The organism is Algoriphagus winogradskyi (assembly GCF_900182815.1).
GTDB classification, from domain to species: Bacteria; Bacteroidota; Bacteroidia; order Cytophagales; family Cyclobacteriaceae; genus Algoriphagus; species Algoriphagus winogradskyi.
In genome coordinates this window covers 404,798-426,335 of record NZ_FXUA01000002.1, presented here as the reverse complement: position 1 = coordinate 426,335, position 21,538 = coordinate 404,798, and the positions used below count along the sequence as shown (strand labels likewise).

21 protein-coding genes are annotated in these 21,538 nt (G+C 40.2%); 11 read left to right on the top strand and 10 right to left on the bottom strand.

Annotation, left to right across the window (positions count from 1 at the left end):
• Nucleotides 1-33 precede the first annotated feature (33 nt).
• The 6 genes from QOL76_RS06240 to QOL76_RS06215 all read right to left on the bottom strand — a co-directional run bounded on the left by QOL76_RS06240 (nt 34) and on the right by QOL76_RS06215 (nt 6,123).
• The gene (locus QOL76_RS06240; protein ID WP_283412173.1) at nt 34-813 is read right to left on the bottom strand and encodes a histidine kinase; all 780 of its coding nucleotides are present in this window, start codon (nt 811-813) and stop codon (nt 34-36) included.
• Between the two features lie 2 nt (nt 814-815).
• On the bottom strand, nt 816-1,211 hold the full coding sequence (locus QOL76_RS06235) for a molecular chaperone DnaK (RefSeq protein WP_283412172.1): 396 nt from the start codon (nt 1,209-1,211) through the stop codon (nt 816-818).
• Between the two features lie 146 nt (nt 1,212-1,357).
• Complete coding sequence (secDF, locus tag QOL76_RS06230; protein WP_283412171.1) at nt 1,358-4,330, bottom strand: protein translocase subunit SecDF; 2,973 nt, start codon at nt 4,328-4,330, stop codon at nt 1,358-1,360.
• A 93-nt stretch (nt 4,331-4,423) separates the two neighbouring features.
• Nucleotides 4,424-4,780, bottom strand: a complete 357-nt coding sequence (locus QOL76_RS06225) for a hypothetical protein (RefSeq protein ID WP_283412170.1) — start codon at nt 4,778-4,780, stop codon at nt 4,424-4,426.
• Between the two features lie 112 nt (nt 4,781-4,892).
• On the bottom strand, nt 4,893-5,510 hold the full coding sequence (locus QOL76_RS06220; RefSeq protein WP_283412169.1) for a uridine kinase family protein: 618 nt from the start codon (nt 5,508-5,510) through the stop codon (nt 4,893-4,895).
• A gap of 37 nt (nt 5,511-5,547) precedes the next feature.
• Nucleotides 5,548-6,123: a non-canonical purine NTP diphosphatase gene (locus tag QOL76_RS06215; protein WP_283412168.1), complete on the bottom strand. Its 576-nt coding sequence runs from the start codon at nt 6,121-6,123 to the stop codon at nt 5,548-5,550.
• Between the two features lie 270 nt (nt 6,124-6,393).
• Between QOL76_RS06215 and QOL76_RS06210 the strand changes: the two genes are divergently transcribed.
• On the top strand, nt 6,394-6,960 hold the full coding sequence (locus QOL76_RS06210; RefSeq protein ID WP_283412167.1) for an LOG family protein: 567 nt from the start codon (nt 6,394-6,396) through the stop codon (nt 6,958-6,960).
• A gap of 196 nt (nt 6,961-7,156) precedes the next feature.
• Nucleotides 7,157-7,660, top strand: a complete 504-nt coding sequence (locus QOL76_RS06205) for a hypothetical protein (RefSeq protein WP_283412166.1) — start codon at nt 7,157-7,159, stop codon at nt 7,658-7,660.
• Between the two features lie 16 nt (nt 7,661-7,676).
• Here the strand turns inward: QOL76_RS06205 and QOL76_RS06200 are convergent, their stop codons facing one another.
• Nucleotides 7,677-8,606 carry a hydrogen peroxide-inducible genes activator gene (locus QOL76_RS06200; protein ID WP_283412165.1) on the bottom strand — a complete coding sequence of 310 codons (930 nt, stop codon included), beginning with the start codon at nt 8,604-8,606 and terminating at the stop codon, nt 7,677-7,679.
• A 101-nt stretch (nt 8,607-8,707) separates the two neighbouring features.
• On the opposite strand from QOL76_RS06200, the gene QOL76_RS06195 reads away from it, so the two are divergent.
• On the top strand, nt 8,708-9,265 hold the full coding sequence (locus tag QOL76_RS06195; protein ID WP_283412164.1) for a peroxiredoxin: 558 nt from the start codon (nt 8,708-8,710) through the stop codon (nt 9,263-9,265).
• Nucleotides 9,266-9,341: 76 nt separating this feature from the next.
• Entirely contained in the window at nt 9,342-9,932 is a 591-nt protein-coding gene (locus tag QOL76_RS06190) for a carboxymuconolactone decarboxylase family protein (RefSeq protein WP_283412163.1), read from the top strand.
• A 273-nt stretch (nt 9,933-10,205) separates the two neighbouring features.
• Here the strand turns inward: QOL76_RS06190 and gndA are convergent, their stop codons facing one another.
• Complete coding sequence (gene gndA / locus QOL76_RS06185) at nt 10,206-11,618, bottom strand: NADP-dependent phosphogluconate dehydrogenase (RefSeq protein WP_283412162.1); 1,413 nt, start codon at nt 11,616-11,618, stop codon at nt 10,206-10,208.
• Between the two features lie 195 nt (nt 11,619-11,813).
• Between gndA and zwf the strand changes: the two genes are divergently transcribed.
• The 4 genes from zwf (at nt 11,814) to QOL76_RS06165 (ending at nt 16,109) form a co-directional block, all read left to right on the top strand.
• Nucleotides 11,814-13,340 carry a glucose-6-phosphate dehydrogenase gene (zwf, locus tag QOL76_RS06180; protein ID WP_283412161.1) on the top strand — a complete coding sequence of 509 codons (1,527 nt, stop codon included), beginning with the start codon at nt 11,814-11,816 and terminating at the stop codon, nt 13,338-13,340.
• A gap of 45 nt (nt 13,341-13,385) precedes the next feature.
• Entirely contained in the window at nt 13,386-14,114 is a 729-nt protein-coding gene (pgl, locus tag QOL76_RS06175; RefSeq protein WP_283412160.1) for a 6-phosphogluconolactonase, read from the top strand.
• A 241-nt stretch (nt 14,115-14,355) separates the two neighbouring features.
• On the top strand, nt 14,356-15,681 hold the full coding sequence (locus QOL76_RS06170; RefSeq protein ID WP_283412159.1) for a rhamnogalacturonidase: 1,326 nt from the start codon (nt 14,356-14,358) through the stop codon (nt 15,679-15,681).
• Between the two features lie 59 nt (nt 15,682-15,740).
• Complete coding sequence (locus QOL76_RS06165; RefSeq protein ID WP_283412158.1) at nt 15,741-16,109, top strand: DMT family protein; 369 nt, start codon at nt 15,741-15,743, stop codon at nt 16,107-16,109.
• Between the two features lie 10 nt (nt 16,110-16,119).
• Here the strand turns inward: QOL76_RS06165 and QOL76_RS06160 are convergent, their stop codons facing one another.
• Entirely contained in the window at nt 16,120-17,163 is a 1,044-nt protein-coding gene (locus tag QOL76_RS06160; RefSeq protein ID WP_283412157.1) for a zinc-binding metallopeptidase family protein, read from the bottom strand.
• Between the two features lie 267 nt (nt 17,164-17,430).
• On the opposite strand from QOL76_RS06160, the gene aqpZ reads away from it, so the two are divergent.
• The 3 genes from aqpZ to QOL76_RS06145 all read left to right on the top strand — a co-directional run bounded on the left by aqpZ (nt 17,431) and on the right by QOL76_RS06145 (nt 19,120).
• Nucleotides 17,431-18,114: an aquaporin Z gene (aqpZ, locus tag QOL76_RS06155; protein ID WP_283412156.1), complete on the top strand. Its 684-nt coding sequence runs from the start codon at nt 17,431-17,433 to the stop codon at nt 18,112-18,114.
• Between the two features lie 62 nt (nt 18,115-18,176).
• The gene (locus tag QOL76_RS06150; RefSeq protein WP_283412155.1) at nt 18,177-18,629 is read left to right on the top strand and encodes an outer membrane insertion C- signal; all 453 of its coding nucleotides are present in this window, start codon (nt 18,177-18,179) and stop codon (nt 18,627-18,629) included.
• A gap of 32 nt (nt 18,630-18,661) precedes the next feature.
• On the top strand, nt 18,662-19,120 hold the full coding sequence (locus QOL76_RS06145; RefSeq protein ID WP_283412154.1) for a DUF1905 domain-containing protein: 459 nt from the start codon (nt 18,662-18,664) through the stop codon (nt 19,118-19,120).
• Here QOL76_RS06145 and QOL76_RS06140 read toward each other — a convergent pair.
• Complete coding sequence (locus QOL76_RS06140) at nt 19,117-21,519, bottom strand: TonB-dependent receptor (protein ID WP_283412153.1); 2,403 nt, start codon at nt 21,517-21,519, stop codon at nt 19,117-19,119. The two genes, QOL76_RS06145 and QOL76_RS06140, sit on opposite strands and share 4 nt — an antisense overlap.
• Between the last annotated feature and the right edge of the window lie 19 nt (nt 21,520-21,538).

Here is a 21,538-nt window from a genome sequence, read left to right as displayed (position 1 = left end):
CCTAAAACAACTCAAGTTTCAACCCTAAAATTATCATGAAATTAAATCGGATTTTCGACTAGGCACATAGAATGGTTCTCTGTCAAATACCTTATTAAGAAATGGAGAAATAATTATCAACAACAGCATTGCTCTAACAGAAATCCCTAAAACTCTATCAATATTTGCCATGTTAATTGCTAACTCTCTGCTAATGCCAAAAATATAGATCCGAGCCACGGAGTTTATATATATCAAGGAATAAGTGAATAAGAGTATGGTAGTTTGCCAAAAAGAGATTAATCTAAGCGGATGGGAATCTAAATAGTGATCATTGGTGATCATTCCTATAAAATATAATCCACAGCTAACCAAAACTATATTAGCAGCCAAAGCTGCAATAAAAGGCTGATCTAAATACAATGGTTCGACGCCTGTCAGTTGAAAAACTACAGCTGTGATCAAAAATATAGAAATCATCCAATTGATGTATTTTTTCTTGGAAGGTTCAATCCATATTTTAATTAAAAACAGGAACAGAACTGTAGTGATTTGTTTATTGGAAATGTTGTATAACCAAATATTATACATGGGATTCTCGGTGTTTCCTAAGAATTCATTTACAGCTTTTTTAAACTCGAAATTGGAATTGACATATCCTCCTAAGGCCTCATAAATAACAGAAAAGCCCAAAATCACTAAAGGAAGCCAATAGAGACTATTGGCCTTTTTCTCCTTCGGCAGTTTCAAGAAGAAATAGATTCCAATTAAAAGCAGGACATCCACCGTAATTGTATAGTAATTTACATAAGCATGCCAAAATTTACTTTCCATACTTAGGAATCAGTTGGTTCTGGATCACAATATGGAGGGCATAATACACCATTGTTTTGATAATCCTCTTCGGGATTTTCCAAGGTAATTTGATCTTCGTTTAGGTTAGCCGCTCTCATTACTACAGTTAAAGCACCCGTTAATTGTTCCACTTCGTTTGGGTGATATTTAGCTGCTACTTCTTCTGTATATTCAGTGATATAAAATTGAATACCTCCTTTTTTAGGATCTTTATCAGCTTTTGCCAATAAACCCTCTAGAGTTTCTCTGTTGAAAAAAATCCAATTTGTTTGGTCGATTTTATCCTTGCCTTTTTTGTCCTTAGCTGGCTTTCCTTTCTTCACTTCCTTACTATACTTTAACTTCATACTTTCGAAGTCTTCTTTTGAAATTTTCATGTAAAATTACGTTTGTAAAAATTTTAGATAATTAAAAGCTGTAGAAATAATTCCCCAAAAGATAAGGATTTTATCTCCTATAAGACAATAAAAAAGGAGCGAGTACACTACCCGCTCCTTTAAAAAAACGCTGCTATTCTGGAGAATTAAGCAAGCTTTTTAGCTTCTTTCGAAGCAGTTTCATTTTCGATTTCTCTTTTCATCAAATCCACTACAATTGGCGTAGCGATGTAGATAGAAGAATAAGTACCTACCAATACCCCAATAAATAATGCAAATGAGAATCCTCTCAACACTTCACCACCAAATATCAACAAGACAATCACTACGATCAACGTAGTAAATGAAGTAATCAAGGTACGGCCTAAGGTTTGATTGATTGCGTCATTGAAGACTTTTACCAATTTATGTGTTCCTCTGCTTTCGATATTCTCACGAATACGGTCAAATACAATCACGGTATCGTTAATAGAATAACCAATCACTGTCAATACCGCTGCAATAAACACCTGATCAATCTCAAATGTAGCTCCAAAAGCACTCGCAATAGCAAAGGCTGCAATCACAAATAAGGTATCGTGAATCAAGGCAATGATAGACGCCAAGGAGAATTGCCACTTACGGAATCTTAGCAAGATGTATAGGAATATCGCAATCAATGCTACAACCATAGCTTCAACGGAAGATGCTTTAATATCATCCGCTACTGTAGCACCTACTTTGGAAGAACCTGTGATGGCAAATTGACCTGAAGCTAAAGCTTCAGCATCTTCAGTAAATGATAGTCCAGTAACTGAGGCAATTCCTTCTTTCACTTTACTTTCAACTTCTAGGTTAGATTCAGCATCATCTTCGTTTACCAAATAGGAAGTTGTCACTTTCAAGACGTTGTTTGAACCGTAAGTTTTCACTTCTACCGATCCGTCAAACTCCCTATCCAAACCTGATTTCAAATCTGAAGCTGCCATTGGCTCATCAAATGCAACGATATAAGAACGTCCGCCTGTGAAATCAACCCCGAATTTCAAGCCATTCACAGCAGCTATTCCCAATCCAATCACAATGATGGAAGAGGAAATAAGGTAAGCAACTTTTCTTTTACCCAAGAAATCAAGATTCAATGAGCTCAATGAATTTTTTGCAAATGGAGTCGCAAAACTGATGGAGCTCTTATCGCCTTTCTTACTCATCCAAGATACAATCACTCGAGTGATAAATACAGCAGAGAAGAAGGAGGAAGCAATACCAATCATCAATACGATTGCAAAACCTTTTACTGGGCCTTGGCCTAATGCATAAAGAATAGCCCCTGTAAGGAAAGTCGTTACGTTTGAATCGAGAATCGCTGAGAAAGCTTTGTTGTAACCTGCATTGATCGCAGCGATCAAGCCAACGCCATTTCGAAGCTCCTCTTTGATACGTTCAAAAATCAATACGTTCGCATCAATGGACATACCTATCGTCAATACGATACCTGCTATACCTGGCAAAGTCAAGGCAGTTCCTAACTGAGCCAGGATACCTAAGATAAAGAAGATGTTGAACACCAATGCTGCGATAGCTACCAAGCCACCTTTTGAATAATAAGCCATCATGAATAACACCACAATACTTAATCCTGCCACCATGGAGATCAAACCTTGGTTCAATGCTTCTTTACCCAAGGTTGGACCGATGATGCTTTCTTCTACGATTTGCGTAGGAGCTGGAAGAGAACCTGATTTTAGGATGTTTGCCAAATCCTGAGCCTCTTGTAGGGTGAAGTTGCCGGAAATTTCAGATTGTCCTGAAGGAATTTCGCCATTTACTACCGGAGCGGTGTAAACATAGTCATCTAATACCACGGCAATTCGTCTTCCGATATTCTCAGAAGTTAATTTTCTCCATTTTCTAGCACCATCTGCATTCATCTGCATGGACACTGCAGGTCTGGAAGTCTGATCCAAAGCCTGACGAGCATCAGTCACTACATCACCTTCAAGCGGTGCTTCGTCCGTTCCTCTTTCAGCTTTAATTGCAAAAAGCTCCAACGTTTCAGTACCATCTTCTGCCTCAAAAGGCTTAACTGCCCATAGGAGCTTAATATCTCTTGGTAATAGGTTTTTGTAATCCTCATTTTTGATGATACGGTTGATTGCCATCGTATCACGAAGCTCATATGCTAGTCCGTAATTAGGCTTAAGTAAGCTGAAGAGAGGAGAAACACTGTTATCACCAGATCTAGACGGATCGATCTCTGCCAATTGCTTTTCTAAGGCATTTCTTAGAGAATCCTCACCTGTCAGATTTTCTGTAGATACAGTGTCTGCAGCTGCAGGTTCTGCTGATTGATTGGCAGCTACCCAGGCACTATTCACAGCTTCTAGCGCTGCACCGATTTCATTTGTTTCAGCTACTTCCCAAAACTGTAGCTTTGCTACGCCTTGAAGCAAGTTTCTTACTCTTTCTTGATTGTCTACACCTGGTAATTCGATCTGGATACGACCAGATCCTTGAATTCTCTGAATGTTTGGTTGAGAAGTCCCGAATCTATCAATACGAGTTCTAAGGATGTTGAATGAACGCTCGATTGCGTTTTCAATCTCGTTATCGATGATCTCCAAAATTTCAGAATCAGAAGACTCCAAAGAAATTCGGCCTCTATTGGCTGCAGTAGCGAAGATTCCGCTCAATTTTTGACCTGGGCTATTCTTCTGAAAAGCTGCATAGAATAGATCCACATATTTTGCTGTCGAAGTCTTAGCTTCTTCACGAGCTTCTTCTACAGATTTGTTGAAAGCCGCATCCTTAGGATTACCAGCAAGTCCTTTTACGATTTCCACTGGGGAAACTGCCAAAGTAACGTGCATACCGCCTTGAAGGTCAAGACCTAATCCTAGTTCGGTTTCCTTTACTTCTTGGAAAGTATAATCAGCTCCTAAAAAGCTGTAAACCGGAGCTCTCCAGATAGAATCAAGATAGCTTTGTCTTTTAGAAAAATCCACGTTGCCAGATGCGTCAGTCGCATATTCCTGAGCCCCTTTTTGGATATTGTTTGATACAAATGTGAATGACAGATAGTACAAGCATAATGCTGTAACAATCACTGTCAAAAACACAATGACACCTTTGTTTTGCATGAGAAATTGAAATTATTAATTGATTGTAAATACAGATTTATAGCTTAACCTATAAAAAGGTAAGCGTTTGGATGATTCGGGATGTACTTGGAATCAGGGTCCTTTGGTGGATATTATTCGCTCAAAAAGTATTTCTACGAGCTGGTTTGCTTGAAAGACTGAGGTGGACTCGGTGATGAATGTACCTCCATCAAATCTTACGACATCCTGAATTAGGTAAAGTAAGCTGTGAGATACATGAACTACAAATGGGACCACGGCATCCACCGCCACATTTAAAAAAGTTTGCTCCTGATCATTTGAGGAAGCTTTGTCTTGTTTTTCAACTTTGACTACTGCAACATTTTCAGGTACATATTCTACGCTTGAAATAAATAAACAGAACAGCAAAGCCAGCATCACAGTAATGCGCTGTTGGAATAAGTTGCTATTTCGTTTTGTTGCTTTCATGCGGCGCAAATATAGCCAATTATTTAAATTGACCATTTCTCATCTTAGATTTTCTGATTATGGATTACGAATTCAGAACAAAATGATGTAAATCAGGCAATTAACAGTATAATTAAGATGTCCTAACACGTAAGTAGGTGCGGATAACCTCGAGTGCTTTATCAAAATTATGATTATTAGGGACGATCAAATCGGCATCGTTCATAAATGGCTTGATGTATTTCTCGTAAGTCGGCATCACGTGCTGCTCATAGCGATACAGCACATCATCCAAATCGTATCCGCGTTCCACTTTATCACGAATAATTCTTCGCTTCAGCTTAATGTGATCTTTGGCATCTATAAAAACCTTAAGGTCTAGAAGACTAGCCAATTCTGGGTAATACAACACAAAAATCCCTTCCACAACTACCACAGGTGCAGAGGAAAAAGTTAACATTTTTGGCTTTTTAGCTGCGTTATTGAAAGTGTATTCCTCTCTGTAAACCGTTTCTCCAGCCTGAATTTTGCGGATATCAGCTGCATACTCTTCAAAATCTATGCTTTCCGGCCGATCAAAATTATGAACTCCATGATCGTCTATCGGCTGCATCTCTCTCGGCTTGTAATAATTATCCTGAGAAATCAGACAAACCTCACCAGCCTCGAATGAACTAAGCAATCGCTCTAAAAAAAGTGTTTTCCCTGAAGCTGATCCTCCTGTGATACCGACGATGAATGGTTTTTGCATGAGGCAAAGTTAAGGTGATTTTCTTCTTTTTACAGAATTATATATGGCTCAAAAAGGAAATAAGCTCAGCGACGGCTTTTCCGCGATGAGAAATTGCGTTCTTTTCGGATAAATTCATCTCAGCAAAAGATCTTGGATATCCCGTCGGAAGAAAAACAGGATCATATCCAAATCCTCCCGCTCCAGTTCTGCTTCGCAAAATCTCTCCCTCAGCAACTCCCTCAAATTTGTACTCTTCCTCACCAAGCAAAAGCGCAATGACCGTCTTAAATCGAGCCGTTCTCAATGAAGTATTCTCAAGCTTTTTAAGCAAGAGATCTATATTTCGCTCATCACTTCTAGGCTCACCGGCATAGCGCCCGGAATAAACTCCTGGTTCGCCTTCCAATGCATCTACTTCCAACCCTGTGTCATCTGCAAAGCAGTCCACCCCAAAATGCTCCTTGACATACTTTGCCTTCTGAAAAGCATTATGCTCCAGCGTATCGCCAGTCTCAGGGAGCTCATCCAGACAACCAATATCTTTCAATGATACAATTTCAAAGCTATCACCCAGGGCAGCCTTTACTTCTTCAATTTTCTTCGGGTTGTTTGTAGCAAAGCAAATTTTCATACCTCAAAAATAGTGGATAATGAATACCTGCCATGATACCATTAAATATAATTCCCTTGATTGATGGGCTAGAAGAGCGAAGGCGGACTCAATATGAGTATTTACTATCAATGAAGACGCTTTTCAGGATACTTTTGAAAACTTTTATATTCAATACTAATCCCAAACACCATTTCATTCAGTACCATTAAGCTTTTGTAAAACCTTCCTTATGCCTGTGAATTAAAAAATAGAAACATGTAATTTCGAATTTAACGTTTGATCAAAATCATGAAGAAAATCACCATTTATTGCGGATCCAGAAAAGGCAAAAGTTCAGTTTATGAAGAAGGAGCAAAAGCACTTGCTCAGGAAATGATCAAACGGGATCACACACTAGTATATGGAGCGGGAAGAGTAGGTTTGATGGGTGTGATCGCGGATGAAATGCTTGGAGCTGGAAAGGAAGTGTTAGGGATCATTCCCCAGAAATTGGTAGATCGAGAGGTAGCACACCGAGGATGTACTGAACTTATCATAGTTGAGACTATGCGGGATCGAAAATGGCTGATGGCAGAGCGAGGTGATGCGTTTATTGCAATGCCGGGCGGGATAGGCACCCTGGAAGAACTTTTTGAAATCATGACGCTAAACCAACTTCATTACATCCAGAAGCCTCTGGCACTCTATAATGTGAATGGGTATTATGATAAACTCCTAGCTTTTTTGAGCCATGCAATGGAAGAAGGGTTCATGTACCCTGAGCAGGATGAGTTACTGATTGTCTCGGACGATCCAGTGGATTTACTAGATCAGATTGAAAAGTATGAAGCGAGGAGACCAGCAGATTGGGGGTGAGATGCTGGGTGCCGGATGCCCGATGTCGGGTGTTGGATGTCTGGTGTCTGCCTGAGCGAAGGCAAAGACAGCCTTAGTAGTTTCTTCTTCTGGAGAAGGTTTTTAATAATAATTGTAAAATGTTGAAGTTCGAATGATGGGCAAAAAGCATAATTTAAAACCATCCTAAAAAGATAATTTCGTATTTTTGCGCAGCATGATCCAAAAACTCTTTCCATTAGACAAAAATTACATCCTTCGTCAGGCACAGTCTGTGCTTGAAGAAGAACTAATTGATCGAATGGTTTTTGAATTGAAGCTATCTTATACGTCCCTGTATAATCCGCTTCAGTTGATGGATGAGACTTATGTTCAGATACTTGATACTTTCGAATTCCCTAGAGATCGGGTTCGCTTAATCTACCGTCAACTTTGTGGTATCTATCGCTATAAGCATGGAGATAATCAATTGGAAATGCTTTTTGATGGAAGAACTCACTTGGAGAAGTTTCAAGAGGATTGGTCGGCTGCTTTGGTAGTTTATGCCCGTGAGCTTGGGATCTATGAGCAGTATGTGAAAACCATGCTTAGAATGACTTTACTTTTTGATACCGAATCCAGAGCGGAATGGGCAGAAAATCATTGCAAAGCTTTTATCAACCAACACTTCGAATTGAAGGTGGTAAAAAGACAAGGGGAACTTCGTTTGAAAGTTGGGTAAACCAAAATTTGCTGTCTCAACGCCATTTTACTTTGATGTATTGATCTATCTTTTGAAATCTTTCTGGGATTGATTTTAGTATACTCGCTCGTAAAACTTCGATCAAAGCTTCCTTGGTAAAGCTACTGTGTACAACGAGACTGATTTCACGAACGGGCTCCGGAGAGTCAAATCTTCGGATTCTTTCATTCCCAAATTCAGACAGGACTGCCATCTCCGGTACAAGTGTGTACCCAACTCCTTTGTCCACTAATCGAATCAAAGATTCAATCGATCCACTTTGATATTCAAAACCAAAGTTATTTCTAGTTCTGTCACTTTCGCAGATCGCTAAGGTCTGCTCTCTAAAACAATGTCCTTCATCCAAAACCAGCATTTGATTTGGATCCAAAACTGACGGGGTAATATGCCATTTTTTACAAAGCGGATGATCTTTTGGTAAATAGAGCAAGAATGGCTCATTGAAAAGTGAAATCTCCCGAATGGATTTCTCCTCAATCGGAGTGACCAAAATCCCGATGTCCAGTGTGCCTTTTTGAAGTTCTGAGATGATTTCCACAGTCTGAAGCTCCCGGATCTTCAGTTTTGTCTTTGGATTTGCTCGGACAAATTCTGGCAAAAACAGCGAAAGTAAGTAAGGGGCAATCGTGGGAATCACCCCAATGGTAAAGGTGCCATCTAAAGACTCCTTTTCATCTTGGACAAATTCATTTAAATCGGCCACTTCACTAAGAATTTGGCGGGCTTTTAGAAGGATTTGCTCGCCAGCTATTGTGGGTTTTACAGGCTTGGCATCGCGATCAAAAATTTTGACTCCAATCTCTTCTTCCAATTTTTTTATCTGCGTAGTCAAGTTTGGCTGGGAGACATGGCAGCTTTCAGCAGCTTTCACAAAATGGCGGTGATTATCTAAGGCGACGATATACTCTAATTGATACAGGGTCATATAACTCAAAGTTATAAAGAGATAACAATTATTAATTTGATTAATGAGAAAATGTGAGACAACTTTGTGTAAGAAATTTGAAAACTAAACCTTACAATATTATGACAAGCCGTATGCTTGGTTTGGGAGCTGAATTCCCGGCCTTCGAAAAAACCGCAGTAGTTTCTAGAGAAAAAGGACAAGAATTCAAGACGATCAGCAACGATATTCACACTGCCGATGGCAAGTGGATGGTGATGTTCTGGTGGCCAAAGGATTTTACTTTTGTATGTCCAACTGAAATCGCTGAATTCAACAAGAATGCAGGTGAATTTGCAGACAGAGATGCAGTTTTGGTAGGAGCTTCTACTGATTCTGAATTCGTTCACTTGGCATGGAGAAACAACCACGAAGATCTTCGTGACCTTAAATTCCCAATGCTAGCCGATACTTCTAAGTCTCTTGCAGAAGAGCTAGGTATCCTGGAAGCATCTGAAAAAATCGCTTATAGAGCTACTTTCATCATCGATCCTCAAGGAATCGTTCGTTGGGTATCTGCTTACGATCTTTCTGTAGGAAGAAATGTAGAAGAAGTATTGAGAGTACTTGATGCGCTTCAGACTGACGAGCTTTGCCCATGCAACTGGGAAAAAGGAGAAGCTACATTGAACCTGAACTAATTCAGATCTCAAACCTAAAAGCAGCAAAGGAGGTCTTAAGGTCTCCTTTGCTTGTTTCAAACCTTAATCTGACACCATGGAAGTATTAAATATTAATCAATCAGTAGCCGAACTATTAGAGGTAGTTGGCTTGAATGAAGAATTTACCAATGAATCTTTGAGAAATCTGGGCGATGCTGATTCCAGATATGTGAAAGATTTGAAACTTAACTTCAAGACTATCCTCAAAGGGGATAAGCTAAACCAAAAGGAAGTTGCTTTGATGGGCTTGGCACTTGCAGCTAACGCGGCAAACAATCCCCTTCAGGTATTTTTTAGAAAATTAGCCGAGGAAAACGAAGCTACTATTGCCGAGATCGGTGAAGCAGTAGCTTGTGCTTCCTTGCTTAGCAGCAATAACGTATTGTACAGATTCCGTCACTTTGTGGAAAAGGAAAAGTACGGTCAAATCCCTGCCAGACTTCGCATGAACATTATGATGAATCCTGTGTTAGGAAAAGAGTTCTTCGAATTGATCTCTACGGCAGTTTCTGCTGTAAATGGCTGCCAAATGTGCGTGGCTTCTCACGAGAATCACCTAATCGAATTGGGAACTACTGAAGAAAGAATCTTCGAATCCATCCGTATGGCTTCTGTCATCACGAGCATGGTAAAAGTGATCTATTAAGAATTATAGTCCGGTATATAAACGCAAAAACCTCCTGAGCGATCGGGAGGTTTTTTTGCTTTTCAGCAGAGTGGTTTTAACCGCAGAGAACACGGAGGTTTCGCAGCGAGCACAAGGAGAAATTTTGATGCTGTTGTCCTGCTTCTCCAGAAGCAGGACTAGCGACTATGATAACACAAAAGTTCGCCAATACTCCTAGCGAACTTTTGTATTATTGATACTAGTAGTTTTGGAGACTGTGACTGAAAACTGATCTCTAAAATCTGCCAACTCCTATTTCCCCCATTCCGTATGGAAAATTCCCTCACGATCAGTTCGCTCGTAGGTATGTGATCCGAAGTGATCTCGCTGAGCCTGGATCAGGTTTAGTGGAAGTTTTGTAGAGGTATAGGCATCAAAATAACTCAATGCTGAAGAAAGTCCCGGAACAGGAATTCCGTTTTTCGCAGCAAAAGCAACTACCTCACGAACTGCTGGCAAAGTACCTTGCACCTTAGGAACGAAAGAAGGAGAAAGCAACAAATTTGGAATGGAATTATCCGCAGTGTAAGCTTCCGCGATATCGGCCAACAATCCAGCACGAATGATACAACCTGCTCTCCAGATCTTAGCAATGGTGGACATATCCAGATCATAGCCGTAATCTTTGGAAGCATACATCAACTGATGCAATCCTTGTGCATAAGCGATGATAAAGGAGAAATATAAGGCCTGTTCTGCTTGAGCGATTAAATCCTCTTTCTTGACATGAGCTACTTCTGGTCGAGTATACAATTCGTCCGCCTGAACTCGCTCGTCTTTCAAGGCAGAAATCTCACGCATACTCACAGCCATATCAATGGTTGGAACAGGAATTCCCAAATCCATCGCATTCTGAGAAGTCCACTTACCTGTGCCTTTTTGCTTGGCTTTATCCAAAATCATATCCACCAAATCAGCTGAAGTCAACTCATCTTTTTGGGTGAAGATCTCTGCTGTGATTTCTACCAAAAATGATTGCAAACGGCCTTTGTTCCACGTGTCGTAAACTTGATGAAGTTCTTCATTCGATAGATTACAGGACTTTTTCAGCAAATCGTAAATCTCTGAAGTCAGCTGCATCATGGCGTACTCTATGCCATTATGAACCATTTTCACATAGTTACCTGCTGATTTTGGTCCTAGGTAAGCCACGCATGGTTCGCCTTGGTATTTTGCAGAAACTGCTTCGAAAATTGGCTTCACATATTCGTAAGCTTCTTTGTCCCCACCTGGCATGATGCTAGGGCCTTTTCTCGCACCCTCAGCTCCACCAGAAACTCCAGATCCAAAGAAGTGAATTCCTTTCTCTTTCAAATAAGCTTCTCTTCTATCTGTGTCCGTGAAAAATGAATTTCCGCCGTCTATAATGATATCACCTTTGTCTAAAAGCGGAAGTAGGTTTTCTATCGCACTATCTACGATTTTTCCAGCTGGCACTAGAAGCATGATTTTCCTCGGAGTGGATAAAGCCTGAATAAAAGTTTTGACATCCGTAGTAGCTTTCACATTGTCCATGCCCTCAGCTTCCACTTCCATAGCCTTCACCTGAGCTTCGCTTAAATCATATCCAAAGGCGCTGAAATTATTGTCAGCAACATTCAAAATAAAATTTCGCCCCATCACTCCAAGGCCAACTAATCCAAAATCGTAATTCTTATACTCCATCGTTTCTTTCTGTTGTTTTTCAAATTTGCTTCTAAGCCTACCAGCTTGCAAGGTTAGAAATAAATATGGGTTATTTTTGCGTCTATTGCCTCCAAAATTAATGGATTGAAGGTTGGCTTTCTAGTAAGATTGATAAATTTGTGACCGCCCAAAGCAGGGTTTTGATACAAAAACCATAAAAATACGCCTCAAGAAATGAAAAAAACACAAAACCAGATGCTTATAATTTTTGGTGCGTCAGGTGATTTGACTGCACGAAAACTGGTTCCGGCAATATATAACCTCTATAAGGGAAAGCATCTTCCAGAAAATTTTGTGGTTTTGGGTGCTAGCCGAAGTGCGATGACGGATGAGGAATTCCGACAGAAAGTAGTTCAGGAAAGCGAGTTTTTGAAGGATAAAATCAGTAAGGAAGAAAAAGACTACATCTCAGCTTTTGCAGAAAAGCTATTTTATGAAGACTTAGGAGACGATTATGATAGCAAATACAATGGTTTAGCTAAACGAATTAAAAAGCTGAACGAAGAAAAAGGCTGTGACCATAATTACATATTTTACCTTTCTACACCTCCAAGTTTATACGAAGTAATAGCCAAGAATCTTTGCGAAGCGGGTCTTACAACGGAAGAAAATGGATGGAAGCGAATCATTGTTGAGAAACCATTTGGATACAGTCTGGCAACTGCTCAGGAGTTGAATGCAGGTTTGCACAAGTATTTCAATGAACCTCAAGTCTATAGAATTGATCATTATTTGGGCAAGGAAACTGTCCAGAACTTATTGGTTACTCGTTTTTCCAATTCCCTCTTCGAACCTACCTGGAACCGCAGATACATTCATCATGTGGAAATCACCAATGCCGAGACCGTAGGCGTAGAAAAGCGTGGAGGCTATTATGATAAGTCTGGCGCACTTCGGGATATGTTCCAAAGCCATTTGCTTCAGGTGGTATCACTGATCGTGATGGAACCGCCTATCAATTCGAGTGCGGAAGAAATCCGTGATGAAAAAGTCAAGGCGCTGAAATCACTTCGAATAATGACAAGTGATGAAGAGCTCTCAAAGCATACCATGAAGGGCCAATATGTAGCTTCGACTATCAACGGTGAAAAAGTAAAAGGCTATAGAGAAGAGGATGGAGTTGATCCTGATTCTAAAACAGAGACTTTTGCTGCAGTTAAGTTTTTTGTAGACAACTGGCGCTGGAAAGATGTCCCATTCTACGTGCGAACAGCTAAGTATATGCCGACAAAAGTGACTGAAGTGGTAATCCACTTTAAGTCTCCAGCGCATGAGGTTTTCAAAAGCCAAGATGCCTATAAAAAAGACAACAAAATCATCATCCGTATTCAGCCAGACGAGGGAATTCTGATCAAATTTGGAGTGAAAGTCCCTGGCCTAGGCTTCCATGTGGAGCAGGCAAATATGGATTTCTACTATTCCGATCTTGACTCTGCAGAGATTATGGATGCCTACGAAAGATTGCTTCTGGATGCTATGCAAGGAGATGCAACTCTTTATGCTCGTGCTGATGAGGTGGAAGCTGCCTGGAGGTTCGTAGATCCAATTTTGAAATACTGGCAAAATGAGGATGTTCCAACCTATGGCTATGCAGCAGGAACTTGGGGACCAAGAAATTCAGACGACATGTTTGAAGGGCATTTTGGCTGGAGAAATCCTGGAAAACGTCTTACCGACGAAACTGGCTTCTGCATTCTCTAAGTTGAAAGCCTTGAATTAATGTATTTTTAAGAAAACTATCCCAAAATGAATATCATCGTTTCAAGTTCGAAAGAAAGCTTGGCAGAAGAATTTGCATACATGCTCAAGGAAATGTCTGACACTGGAGAAAAAATCCATGTGGCCCTTTCTGGCGGAAGTACTCCAAAAGTTATTTTTGATTACATCGCTGAGGAGCTTGGTGAAGAAATCTTTTGGGATAACATCAACTTTTACTGGGGTGATGAGCGCTGTGTTCCTCCTACTGACTCTGAAAGCAATTACAAAATGACAGTGGATCATCTATTGTCCAAAATTGATATGCCGGAGGAAAATATCTTTCGGGTTTTGGGAGAAAATGACCCTGAGGAAGAAGCAATTCGATATAGCGAAGTCTTAGAAAGTGAATTACCCATAGTCAACGGTATTCCTCAATTTGACTTGGTCATGTTAGGTATGGGAGATGATGGACATACGGTTTCTATCTTTCCTTACAATATTGAATTATGGGACTCGAAAGAGAATTGCGTGGTCGCAGTTCATCCGGATTCCGGGCAAAAGCGTGTAACGATTACAGGTAAAATTGTGAATAACGCCAAAGCAGTTGCCTTCCTTGTCACTGGAGCGAACAAAGCGGACAAGGTGAAAGAAATTGTCATGTTGGAAGGAGATTATGCCAACTATCCAGCATCCTTGGTTAAACCATCTAGTGAGGAACTCACCTGGTACCTCGATCAAGATTCTGCTAAAAATTTAGAGTTCACTTCAGAGGATTAGCCTGAAAATGGACTAGCTAAAAAGCGACTAAGATTAGATTCCCGGTCGCTTTTTTTTGTTTACGCAGTTTCATTGGTATTAAGCATGCAGGACTAATGACGCCTACGACAGTTGAATGACAAGGTGTGCAGCAAATAAGCACCTTTTCACAGGACACTACCTGATAGCAAAGACAGGTTTTATACTAATCTTGTAAATTGACTATCATTTTCTAGATAACTAATCAAAAAATAAACCCTAAATGCGCACCCTACTTTCGGCATGTTTGTATATGCTATTGTTATTTCAGACTGCCTTTGCTCAACAGCAATCTACTGAATACTGGCCAGATGGAACGCCAATATCTTCATGGTTTCATGACTATTCCAAAGTCAAATTGGAAGACTTAGGCAAGCAATATGTGTTGACTGATTTCGGAGTAAAGAATGATAGTAGCATTTTACAAACGCAGCAAATCCAAGCAGTAATAGATCAAGCAGCGAAAAGTGGTGGAGTGGTGATTGTACCAAAAGGAACGTTTTTAAGCGGTGCTCTATTTTTCAAACCTAACACGCATTTGCATGTAGTAGAAGGTGCGGTATTGAAAGGTTCGGACGATATCGCTCATTATCCTTTGATTCCCTCACGAATGGAAGGTCAAAACTTGGACTATTATGCTGCTCTCGTAAATGCCTACGGAGTCGATGGCTTTACAATTTCTGGATATGGAACAATCAACGGAAATGGGCTAAAATTCTGGGAGGCTTTCTGGCAAAGAAGAAAAGAGGATCCGAACTGTACCAATCTGGAAGTATCAAGACCACGCTTAGTTTTTATATGGAAAAGTAATGATGTTCAAGTTCAAGATGTAAGCCTCATCAATGCAGGTTTTTGGAGTAGTCATTACTATCAATGCAAAAACATCAAATTACTCGATCTCACGATCACTTCGCCTCATGAACCTGTGAAGGCTCCAAGCACCGATGCCATTGATCTAGATGTAGTATCAAACGTGTTGATCAAAGGATGCTATCTCGCCGTAAATGATGATGCCATAGCGCTCAAGGGCGGTAAAGGTCCATGGGCAGATGAGGATCCAAACAACGGGGAAAATACCAACATCATCATAGAAGACAGCGAATTTGGATTTTGCCATGGTGCGCTAACCAATGGAAGCGAATCGATTCACAACAAGAATGTGATCATGCGGAATATCAAAGTGCAGGATGCTGTTCGATTACTGTGGCTGAAAATGCGCCCAGACACCCCGCAGCATTATGAATACATAACTCTGGAGAATATTACAGGAAAAGTTCGCAGCTTCATTTATGTTAAGCCGTGGACTCAGTTCTTTGATCTCAAAGGAAAAGAGGAAGTACCGCTTTCCTACTCCGATCATATCACTATGAAAAATATGGACTTGGAATGCGACATATTTTTCGATGTAGCGATCACAGGGCATGATAGACTTTCAGACTTTACCTTCGAAAATCTTAATATTCGTGCAGCAAAAGCTGATTTCGAACCAGATTTTGTAAAAGGTTTTGAAGTGAAAAATGTGGTAGTAAACGGTAAAAAATTGGACTAACTACTGTATACAAGCGATCGTTAAAATGTGGAAATTCGCGCGGTTATAACTACTCGCAAATGAAGGCCCTCCTCACGATTGTACTGCTTATTCTTTCCAATACCTTCATGACTTTGGCATGGTATGGCCATCTGAAGTTTGCTGAATGGAAATGGTTTAGCAAGCTTGGCTTGGTATCGATCATCTTAATCTCGTGGGGAATTGCGCTCTTCGAGTATTGCTTCCAAGTTCCTGCCAATAAAATTGGTTTTGATGGAAATGGCGGTCCATTTTCATTAGTACAACTGAAAGTGATTCAAGAAGTAGTCACTTTAGTAATCTTTATGATCTTTTCCCTAATCGCATTTAAAACCGAAACCTTCCGCCTGAATCACCTTATTGGCTCTATATTCTTAATTTTAGCAGTTTACTTTTTTTTCAAAAAGTAGCAATGCCTGCTCAGAGATTAAAAATGAGCGTATGGATAAATTTCATTTTAGTCACCACAGCAGAGCTTACCACAAACGGATACGCATCTGGTACTCCCATGCTTCTGTTCAGACTATTAATAGCAAATGAGATAGGTGCCCAACTTTGGTAGACTTTTTCAAAGTCTCTTTTTTCATAGGGATCGAAAGTGAATGACCCGCTTAAACTCTTTTCTTTCACATTTGGATTAACGGATATTCCATAATAATAAGCAGTCTCGGCCATGTCCATAATGTGTAAATAATGTGCCCATGTCTCAGCCCAATCCTCCCAAGCATGCGAGCTGGCATATTGGCTGATATATCGCTGTTGCCAATTTGCAGGAGCCCCCGTTTGGTAGTAATTCTTTAGCGCTTCCCCATAATCTAAGCGGTCATCACCAAATAGTTCTCTGAATTCTGTGAGTCTTTTTTCATTGGTAGCCACCAATCTATCCCAAAAGTAATGACCTACTTCATGGCGAAAATGCCCGATTAGCGTACGATAAGGTTCAGACATTTGCTTTCTCATCTGCTCTCTATGGACAGAATCCGCCTCAGAAAGCAAGATTGTGATCAATCCATTTGCATGGCCGGTCATGATCTGATTGTCTCCCTGCCGGGAAATAAAATCAAAGGAAAGCCCAACCTCGGGATTTGTCTCCTGAGGTGGGATGGCTAGTCCAAGTTTGAGTAATTGATAGACAAGTCGGTGTTTTGCAACCTCAAGCTTCTGCCATTTGGGAAAATTTTCTGCATCAGATAAATCTGGAATAGTCCGATTGAGCTCACAGGCCGTGCAAAACTCATGGTCTTCCTCTGCTGGAATCAGCCAATTGCATACTCCCAGATCTTTGTTTTCGCAGTATTTATAAGCCTTCCCTTTTCGATCAGAAATAAGAGGAAATTTGCTGGGATCAAAAGTGAGCATTGTAGAGGTAATGCTGGAATAACCAGTAAGATGTCCACATTTTTCACAGTGATCGTTTTCGAAATAAAGGGGGTGAGCACAATTCCCACATTCAAAAATTTTCATATTGTTTTACTAGTCTTGGTAAGATAGGTAGGTAGAAGTATTACTCACATTTCGAGCCATCTAAATAGAATGTTGGAACTCAGTCAGCAATTCCACGGAGAAGCCTTATAAAGCTAAAAATAGTAATCAGGAAATAGAGAAACATAACAGAAAGAAAACCAAACCATAAATCGATAAATAGTATTTTACAAAATTTTAAGCATACATATAAACTATATTACAAATATTATTTTTAAATTATGTACACTAACAATAAACCATATTTTTATGAAAAAACTCGTAGCAGAATTTATCGGGACTCTCTGGCTAGTGCTTGGGGGTTGTGGCAGTGCCGTTTTAGCGGCAGGTTTCCCCGAATTGGGAATTGGGTTTGTCGGCGTCTCATTTGCATTTGGTCTCACTGTATTGACCATGGCCTATGCAATCGGCCATATTTCAGGTTGCCATCTCAATCCAGCTGTGACCGTTGGGCTCTGGATAGGTGGGCGATTCGAGAGTAAGGATGTTCTTGGCTACATCATTGCCCAAGTACTAGGTGGATTGGCAGGTGCATCTATTTTATACCTGATCGCTACCGGCAAAGCAGGAGTTGAACTAGGTGGATTTGCAGCAAATGGCTATGGTGAAGCATCTCCAGGAGGATATAACTTAACTTCAGCACTCATCACAGAAGTAGTGATGACTTTTATGTTTTTAACGATAATCCTCGGGTCAACTTATCCTAAATCACCAGCTGGATTCGCTGGAATTGCTATAGGTTTAGCCTTAGTTTTAATTCATTTAATCAGCATTCCTGTGACAAACACCTCAGTAAATCCTGCTAGAAGTACATCACAGGCTATTTTCGCAGGAGGCATTTATTTACAGCAATTATGGCTTTTCTGGATAGCTCCTATAGTAGGGGCCGTTTTAGCTGGAATTGTTTATAAATATCTATCCCCAAACGAATAATTAAAGAAAAAAGTGAATATTTGTAAGTAGTATTTTCTATTTATAATATATCCCATATTAAAATGAAGTATTTAAAGATTTTAACTCTGGTATTGTTTTTTGGATTGGGAGCATCTCTTGAAAGTAATGCTCAGGAACTAGGTATCCGTTTTGGTCAATTCGGCGGAAATAACGTGGCTATCGATGGTGTATTTGCACTTGGGGAATTCAGTAGAATTCACGGCGACGTAAGTTTTGGTTCAGGTGTAGGCATTGACCTAATTTGGAACCCCTTGTACAGACCTGTAGGCTCAAGTGAATTCAACTGGTATGCGGGTTTTGGTCCTTCACTCTACATCGATGATCCATTCTCTTTGGGAGTGGCTGGTGAAGTAGGTATTGAATATGCTTTTGATGATGTGCCTATCGTAATTGGAGCTGACTGGAGACCTACACTTCGTATAATTGAGGATACAGATTTTTTCGCAGATGTATTCGGACTCAATATCAGATGGCGATTTGGTAATATAAACTAATAAGTAGAGCAGGTAATACCTGCTCTTTTTTTATGCTACTATTAGTTGAAGGTGAATTTTTTATTGAGCGAATGGAGGGAAAAGGTGGCTGGAGCTATGTGAAATTTCCCCAAGAAATTATGACCTCTTCCAAAGCTTTTGGAATGATGAAAGTCTCAGGTACGATCGATGATTTTTCCTTTGAGGGGAAACACCTTATGCCGATGGGAAATGGATATATTTTCCTGCCTCTAGCTAAAGTCATTCGATCAAAAATTGGCAAAAATGAGGGGGATACTGTTTTAATACGTTTGTATAAGGAAGAAGTCCCAGAAAAACTTCCTCAAGAACTTATTGCTTGCCTCAAAGATGATCCTGGGAAGTATGACCATTTTTTAAACTTGCCCAAACCGGAGCAAAAACATTGGATAGAATACATCTACAGCAGCGATAAAATCGAGGTAAGGTCCGATCGAATAATAAAATTACTCTACCAACTAGGGTTAACTTAAAACTCTACAATTAACCCTACTGTAGGTAAAACAGTACCTGCTGGATTGTTGATGAATTTCAATTGGTATCTACTTGGGTCCGCTGGATCTACTAAAATATTTCCTTCAGCGTCTCGTGTCGGCACTAATAGAGGCGGTTGCTCAGCTTTGAAATTGTACACATTCTGAATATCCACATACCAGTTCAAATTCCATTTATTGAAATAATACTTCTTATCCAATCTTAGATCCAACTGATGAAAACCATTCAATCGAATGGCATTGATTTGAGAATAATCCAAAATAGGTTGGTTTCTCAAATCCCAATTGCTAATCAAACTTGATTCATCATAATCATATGGCGTGTAAGGTGTGCCACCTAAAAATCTCCATCGCGCCCCAATTTCCCAATTCTTCCCAAAACGCTTACCGGCTGTCAAACTGACGATGAATCTATTGTCCCAGGAGGAGGGCACATAGCCATCTGTATTAGGATTGGTGAATTCACTGCGAACCAATGTAAGTGCAGCTATTCCATAGAAATTATTGAAAAGACGCTGCTGGGCAAGCATTTCCAATCCATAGGCTCTACCTTCTGAGTTGGACTCCACCGGCTCATTTCCAATTACCCCAAAATCAGCGCCTAGGTTTGCCAGAGAAATTCCATTTCGAAGGGAGGATGGGTAATTACTGTATTTCTTATAAAATACCTCTGCGGTAAAACGACGGTTTTTCTCAGGGACCAGCCACTCTATTCCACCGATCAATTTAGAATTTCTAATAAAAAGCACATCATTGAGCTGATTGACTAGCTGCCCATCATTATCCTGATATCCCAAAACAGTATACGAAGGCTTCTGATAATAAATCCCTGCATTGGCGGTAGCAAAGAGATTAGGCTTCAACTGATAAGAAAAAGAAATCCTAGGGCTGACCTGATTGAGGGGATTTTGGGCGGTTTCTCCAAAATCAGCTCCGTCCACTCTTATTCCTCCCGTGATCAATAAACGCTCGTCATAGAGATTTTTACTGGCTGATAAAAAGCCACCGTACGTGTTGTAGTTACTAGTAGACTCAACAGAAATCACCTGTCCGCTACCTGCAAGGGTGGCTCGGTCAAAATTATTGATGTAATACCTGGAGTACTCGTAGTTAACTCCATATTTGAACGTATATCCATTTTTGAAAATACTGTTCTCCGCCCGAAATTTATTTTCAGATTCTTGAGACAGGTAGTTATAAAGCAAATTGTCTTCGCTGCTGTTGTCATTGCCAGCATACTTCACCGACTGATTGTTGAGCATATTTCTGCTGAGCACAAACGTCCAGAAACCATTTTCTCTAAATCTCTTCAACCTGACTCCCGTCGCATAGTTCCACTGATTCTGAACAGGTAGCACATTCAAAAGATAAAGGCGGTTTTCCCGCTCCTCCTCCGTTTCATCATCGGGAATATCCTCATTCAACACAAACTTGTCTATTGCTCCCACTCCGATGAAAGTAAGCTCTGTTTTATCGTTGATTTTAGTAGTGGTTTTCAGTTGAAAATCATTGAAAGTTGGGAGAAAGGGTAAACCAATCAGCTTGAACAGACCTTGTAAATAGGAACGTCGAGCTGATAGCAAATACGTTGTTTTTTCTCCAAGTGGACCTTCATTAGACAAAGTCAATTCTGAAGCTCCCACAGTCAACTGAGTAGCCATTTTATCTCTACGTCCTTCTTTAAGTTGAAATTCAAAAAAAGAGCTGAGCGCATTCATACGATTGGCGGGAAATCCACCCGCAATCAAGTCCACATTTTTAATCAGATTGACATTCAATATCCCAACTGGTCCTCCAGATGATCCTTGGGTGGCAAAATGATTGATGACCGGAACTTCTATCTCATCGACAAAAAACTTATTCTCATTTGGCGCACCTCCACGAATCAATATATCATTTCTGAAGCTAGGCGTACTCGCCACCCCAGGCAAAGACTGTATTACTCTTGAAATATCCCTGTTGCCGCCAGGATAACGTTCAATCTCATTAGAATTAAGTCTTCGGACTGAAAGAGGAGTTTCTTCTGATCTGGAAAACTCAGAACTGACTACTACCTCTGAGAGCTCAGAAGCATCCTCCGCAAGATCAAAGTCTAATTGAACCGGGCGGGCCAACGTGACTTGGATTTCGAATTGCGTTTTGGTTTTGAATCCAACAAAACTCGCTCGCACATTATATAAACCGGGAGGAACATTTGAGATTTCATATAAACCATTTTCATCTGAAATGGCTCCTAATTCAGTATTTAATACAAGCACATTTGCAAAAGCAACTGGCTCGTTGTTGACTGGATTAGTGATTTTACCACGAATGATGCCTTGGGAAAGAGCTATCGTTGATATAGAAAAAAGAGATAATACAAGTAGAAATGACCTCATTTAAAATATTAGATAAGTG

Excerpts from the sequence above, each read along its gene's own strand:
- secDF (WP_283412171.1), bottom strand. The coding sequence starts at position 4,330 with ATGCAAAACAAAGGTGTCATTGTGTTTTTGACAGTGATTGTTACAGCA.
- QOL76_RS06150 (WP_283412155.1), top strand. The coding sequence starts at position 18,177 with ATGAAGTATTTAAAGATTTTAACTCTGGTATTGTTTTTTGGATTGGGA.
- QOL76_RS06205 (WP_283412166.1), top strand. The coding sequence starts at position 7,157 with ATGATCCAAAAACTCTTTCCATTAGACAAAAATTACATCCTTCGTCAG.
- QOL76_RS06160 (WP_283412157.1), bottom strand. The coding sequence starts at position 17,163 with ATGAAAATTTTTGAATGTGGGAATTGTGCTCACCCCCTTTATTTCGAA.
- QOL76_RS06190 (WP_283412163.1), top strand. The coding sequence starts at position 9,342 with ATGGAAGTATTAAATATTAATCAATCAGTAGCCGAACTATTAGAGGTA.
- QOL76_RS06240 (WP_283412173.1), bottom strand. The coding sequence starts at position 813 with ATGGAAAGTAAATTTTGGCATGCTTATGTAAATTACTATACAATTACG.
- QOL76_RS06225 (WP_283412170.1), bottom strand. The coding sequence starts at position 4,780 with ATGAAAGCAACAAAACGAAATAGCAACTTATTCCAACAGCGCATTACT.
- QOL76_RS06195 (WP_283412164.1), top strand. The coding sequence starts at position 8,708 with ATGACAAGCCGTATGCTTGGTTTGGGAGCTGAATTCCCGGCCTTCGAA.
- QOL76_RS06165 (WP_283412158.1), top strand. The coding sequence starts at position 15,741 with ATGAAGGCCCTCCTCACGATTGTACTGCTTATTCTTTCCAATACCTTC.
- pgl (WP_283412160.1), top strand. The coding sequence starts at position 13,386 with ATGAATATCATCGTTTCAAGTTCGAAAGAAAGCTTGGCAGAAGAATTT.
- QOL76_RS06200 (WP_283412165.1), bottom strand. The coding sequence starts at position 8,606 with ATGACCCTGTATCAATTAGAGTATATCGTCGCCTTAGATAATCACCGC.
- QOL76_RS06145 (WP_283412154.1), top strand. The coding sequence starts at position 18,662 with ATGCTACTATTAGTTGAAGGTGAATTTTTTATTGAGCGAATGGAGGGA.
- QOL76_RS06215 (WP_283412168.1), bottom strand. The coding sequence starts at position 6,123 with ATGAAAATTTGCTTTGCTACAAACAACCCGAAGAAAATTGAAGAAGTA.
- zwf (WP_283412161.1), top strand. The coding sequence starts at position 11,814 with ATGAAAAAAACACAAAACCAGATGCTTATAATTTTTGGTGCGTCAGGT.
- QOL76_RS06210 (WP_283412167.1), top strand. The coding sequence starts at position 6,394 with ATGAAGAAAATCACCATTTATTGCGGATCCAGAAAAGGCAAAAGTTCA.
- gndA (WP_283412162.1), bottom strand. The coding sequence starts at position 11,618 with ATGGAGTATAAGAATTACGATTTTGGATTAGTTGGCCTTGGAGTGATG.
- QOL76_RS06170 (WP_283412159.1), top strand. The coding sequence starts at position 14,356 with ATGCGCACCCTACTTTCGGCATGTTTGTATATGCTATTGTTATTTCAG.
- aqpZ (WP_283412156.1), top strand. The coding sequence starts at position 17,431 with ATGAAAAAACTCGTAGCAGAATTTATCGGGACTCTCTGGCTAGTGCTT.
- QOL76_RS06220 (WP_283412169.1), bottom strand. The coding sequence starts at position 5,510 with ATGCAAAAACCATTCATCGTCGGTATCACAGGAGGATCAGCTTCAGGG.
- QOL76_RS06235 (WP_283412172.1), bottom strand. The coding sequence starts at position 1,211 with ATGAAAATTTCAAAAGAAGACTTCGAAAGTATGAAGTTAAAGTATAGT.
- QOL76_RS06140 (WP_283412153.1), bottom strand. The coding sequence starts at position 21,519 with ATGAGGTCATTTCTACTTGTATTATCTCTTTTTTCTATATCAACGATA.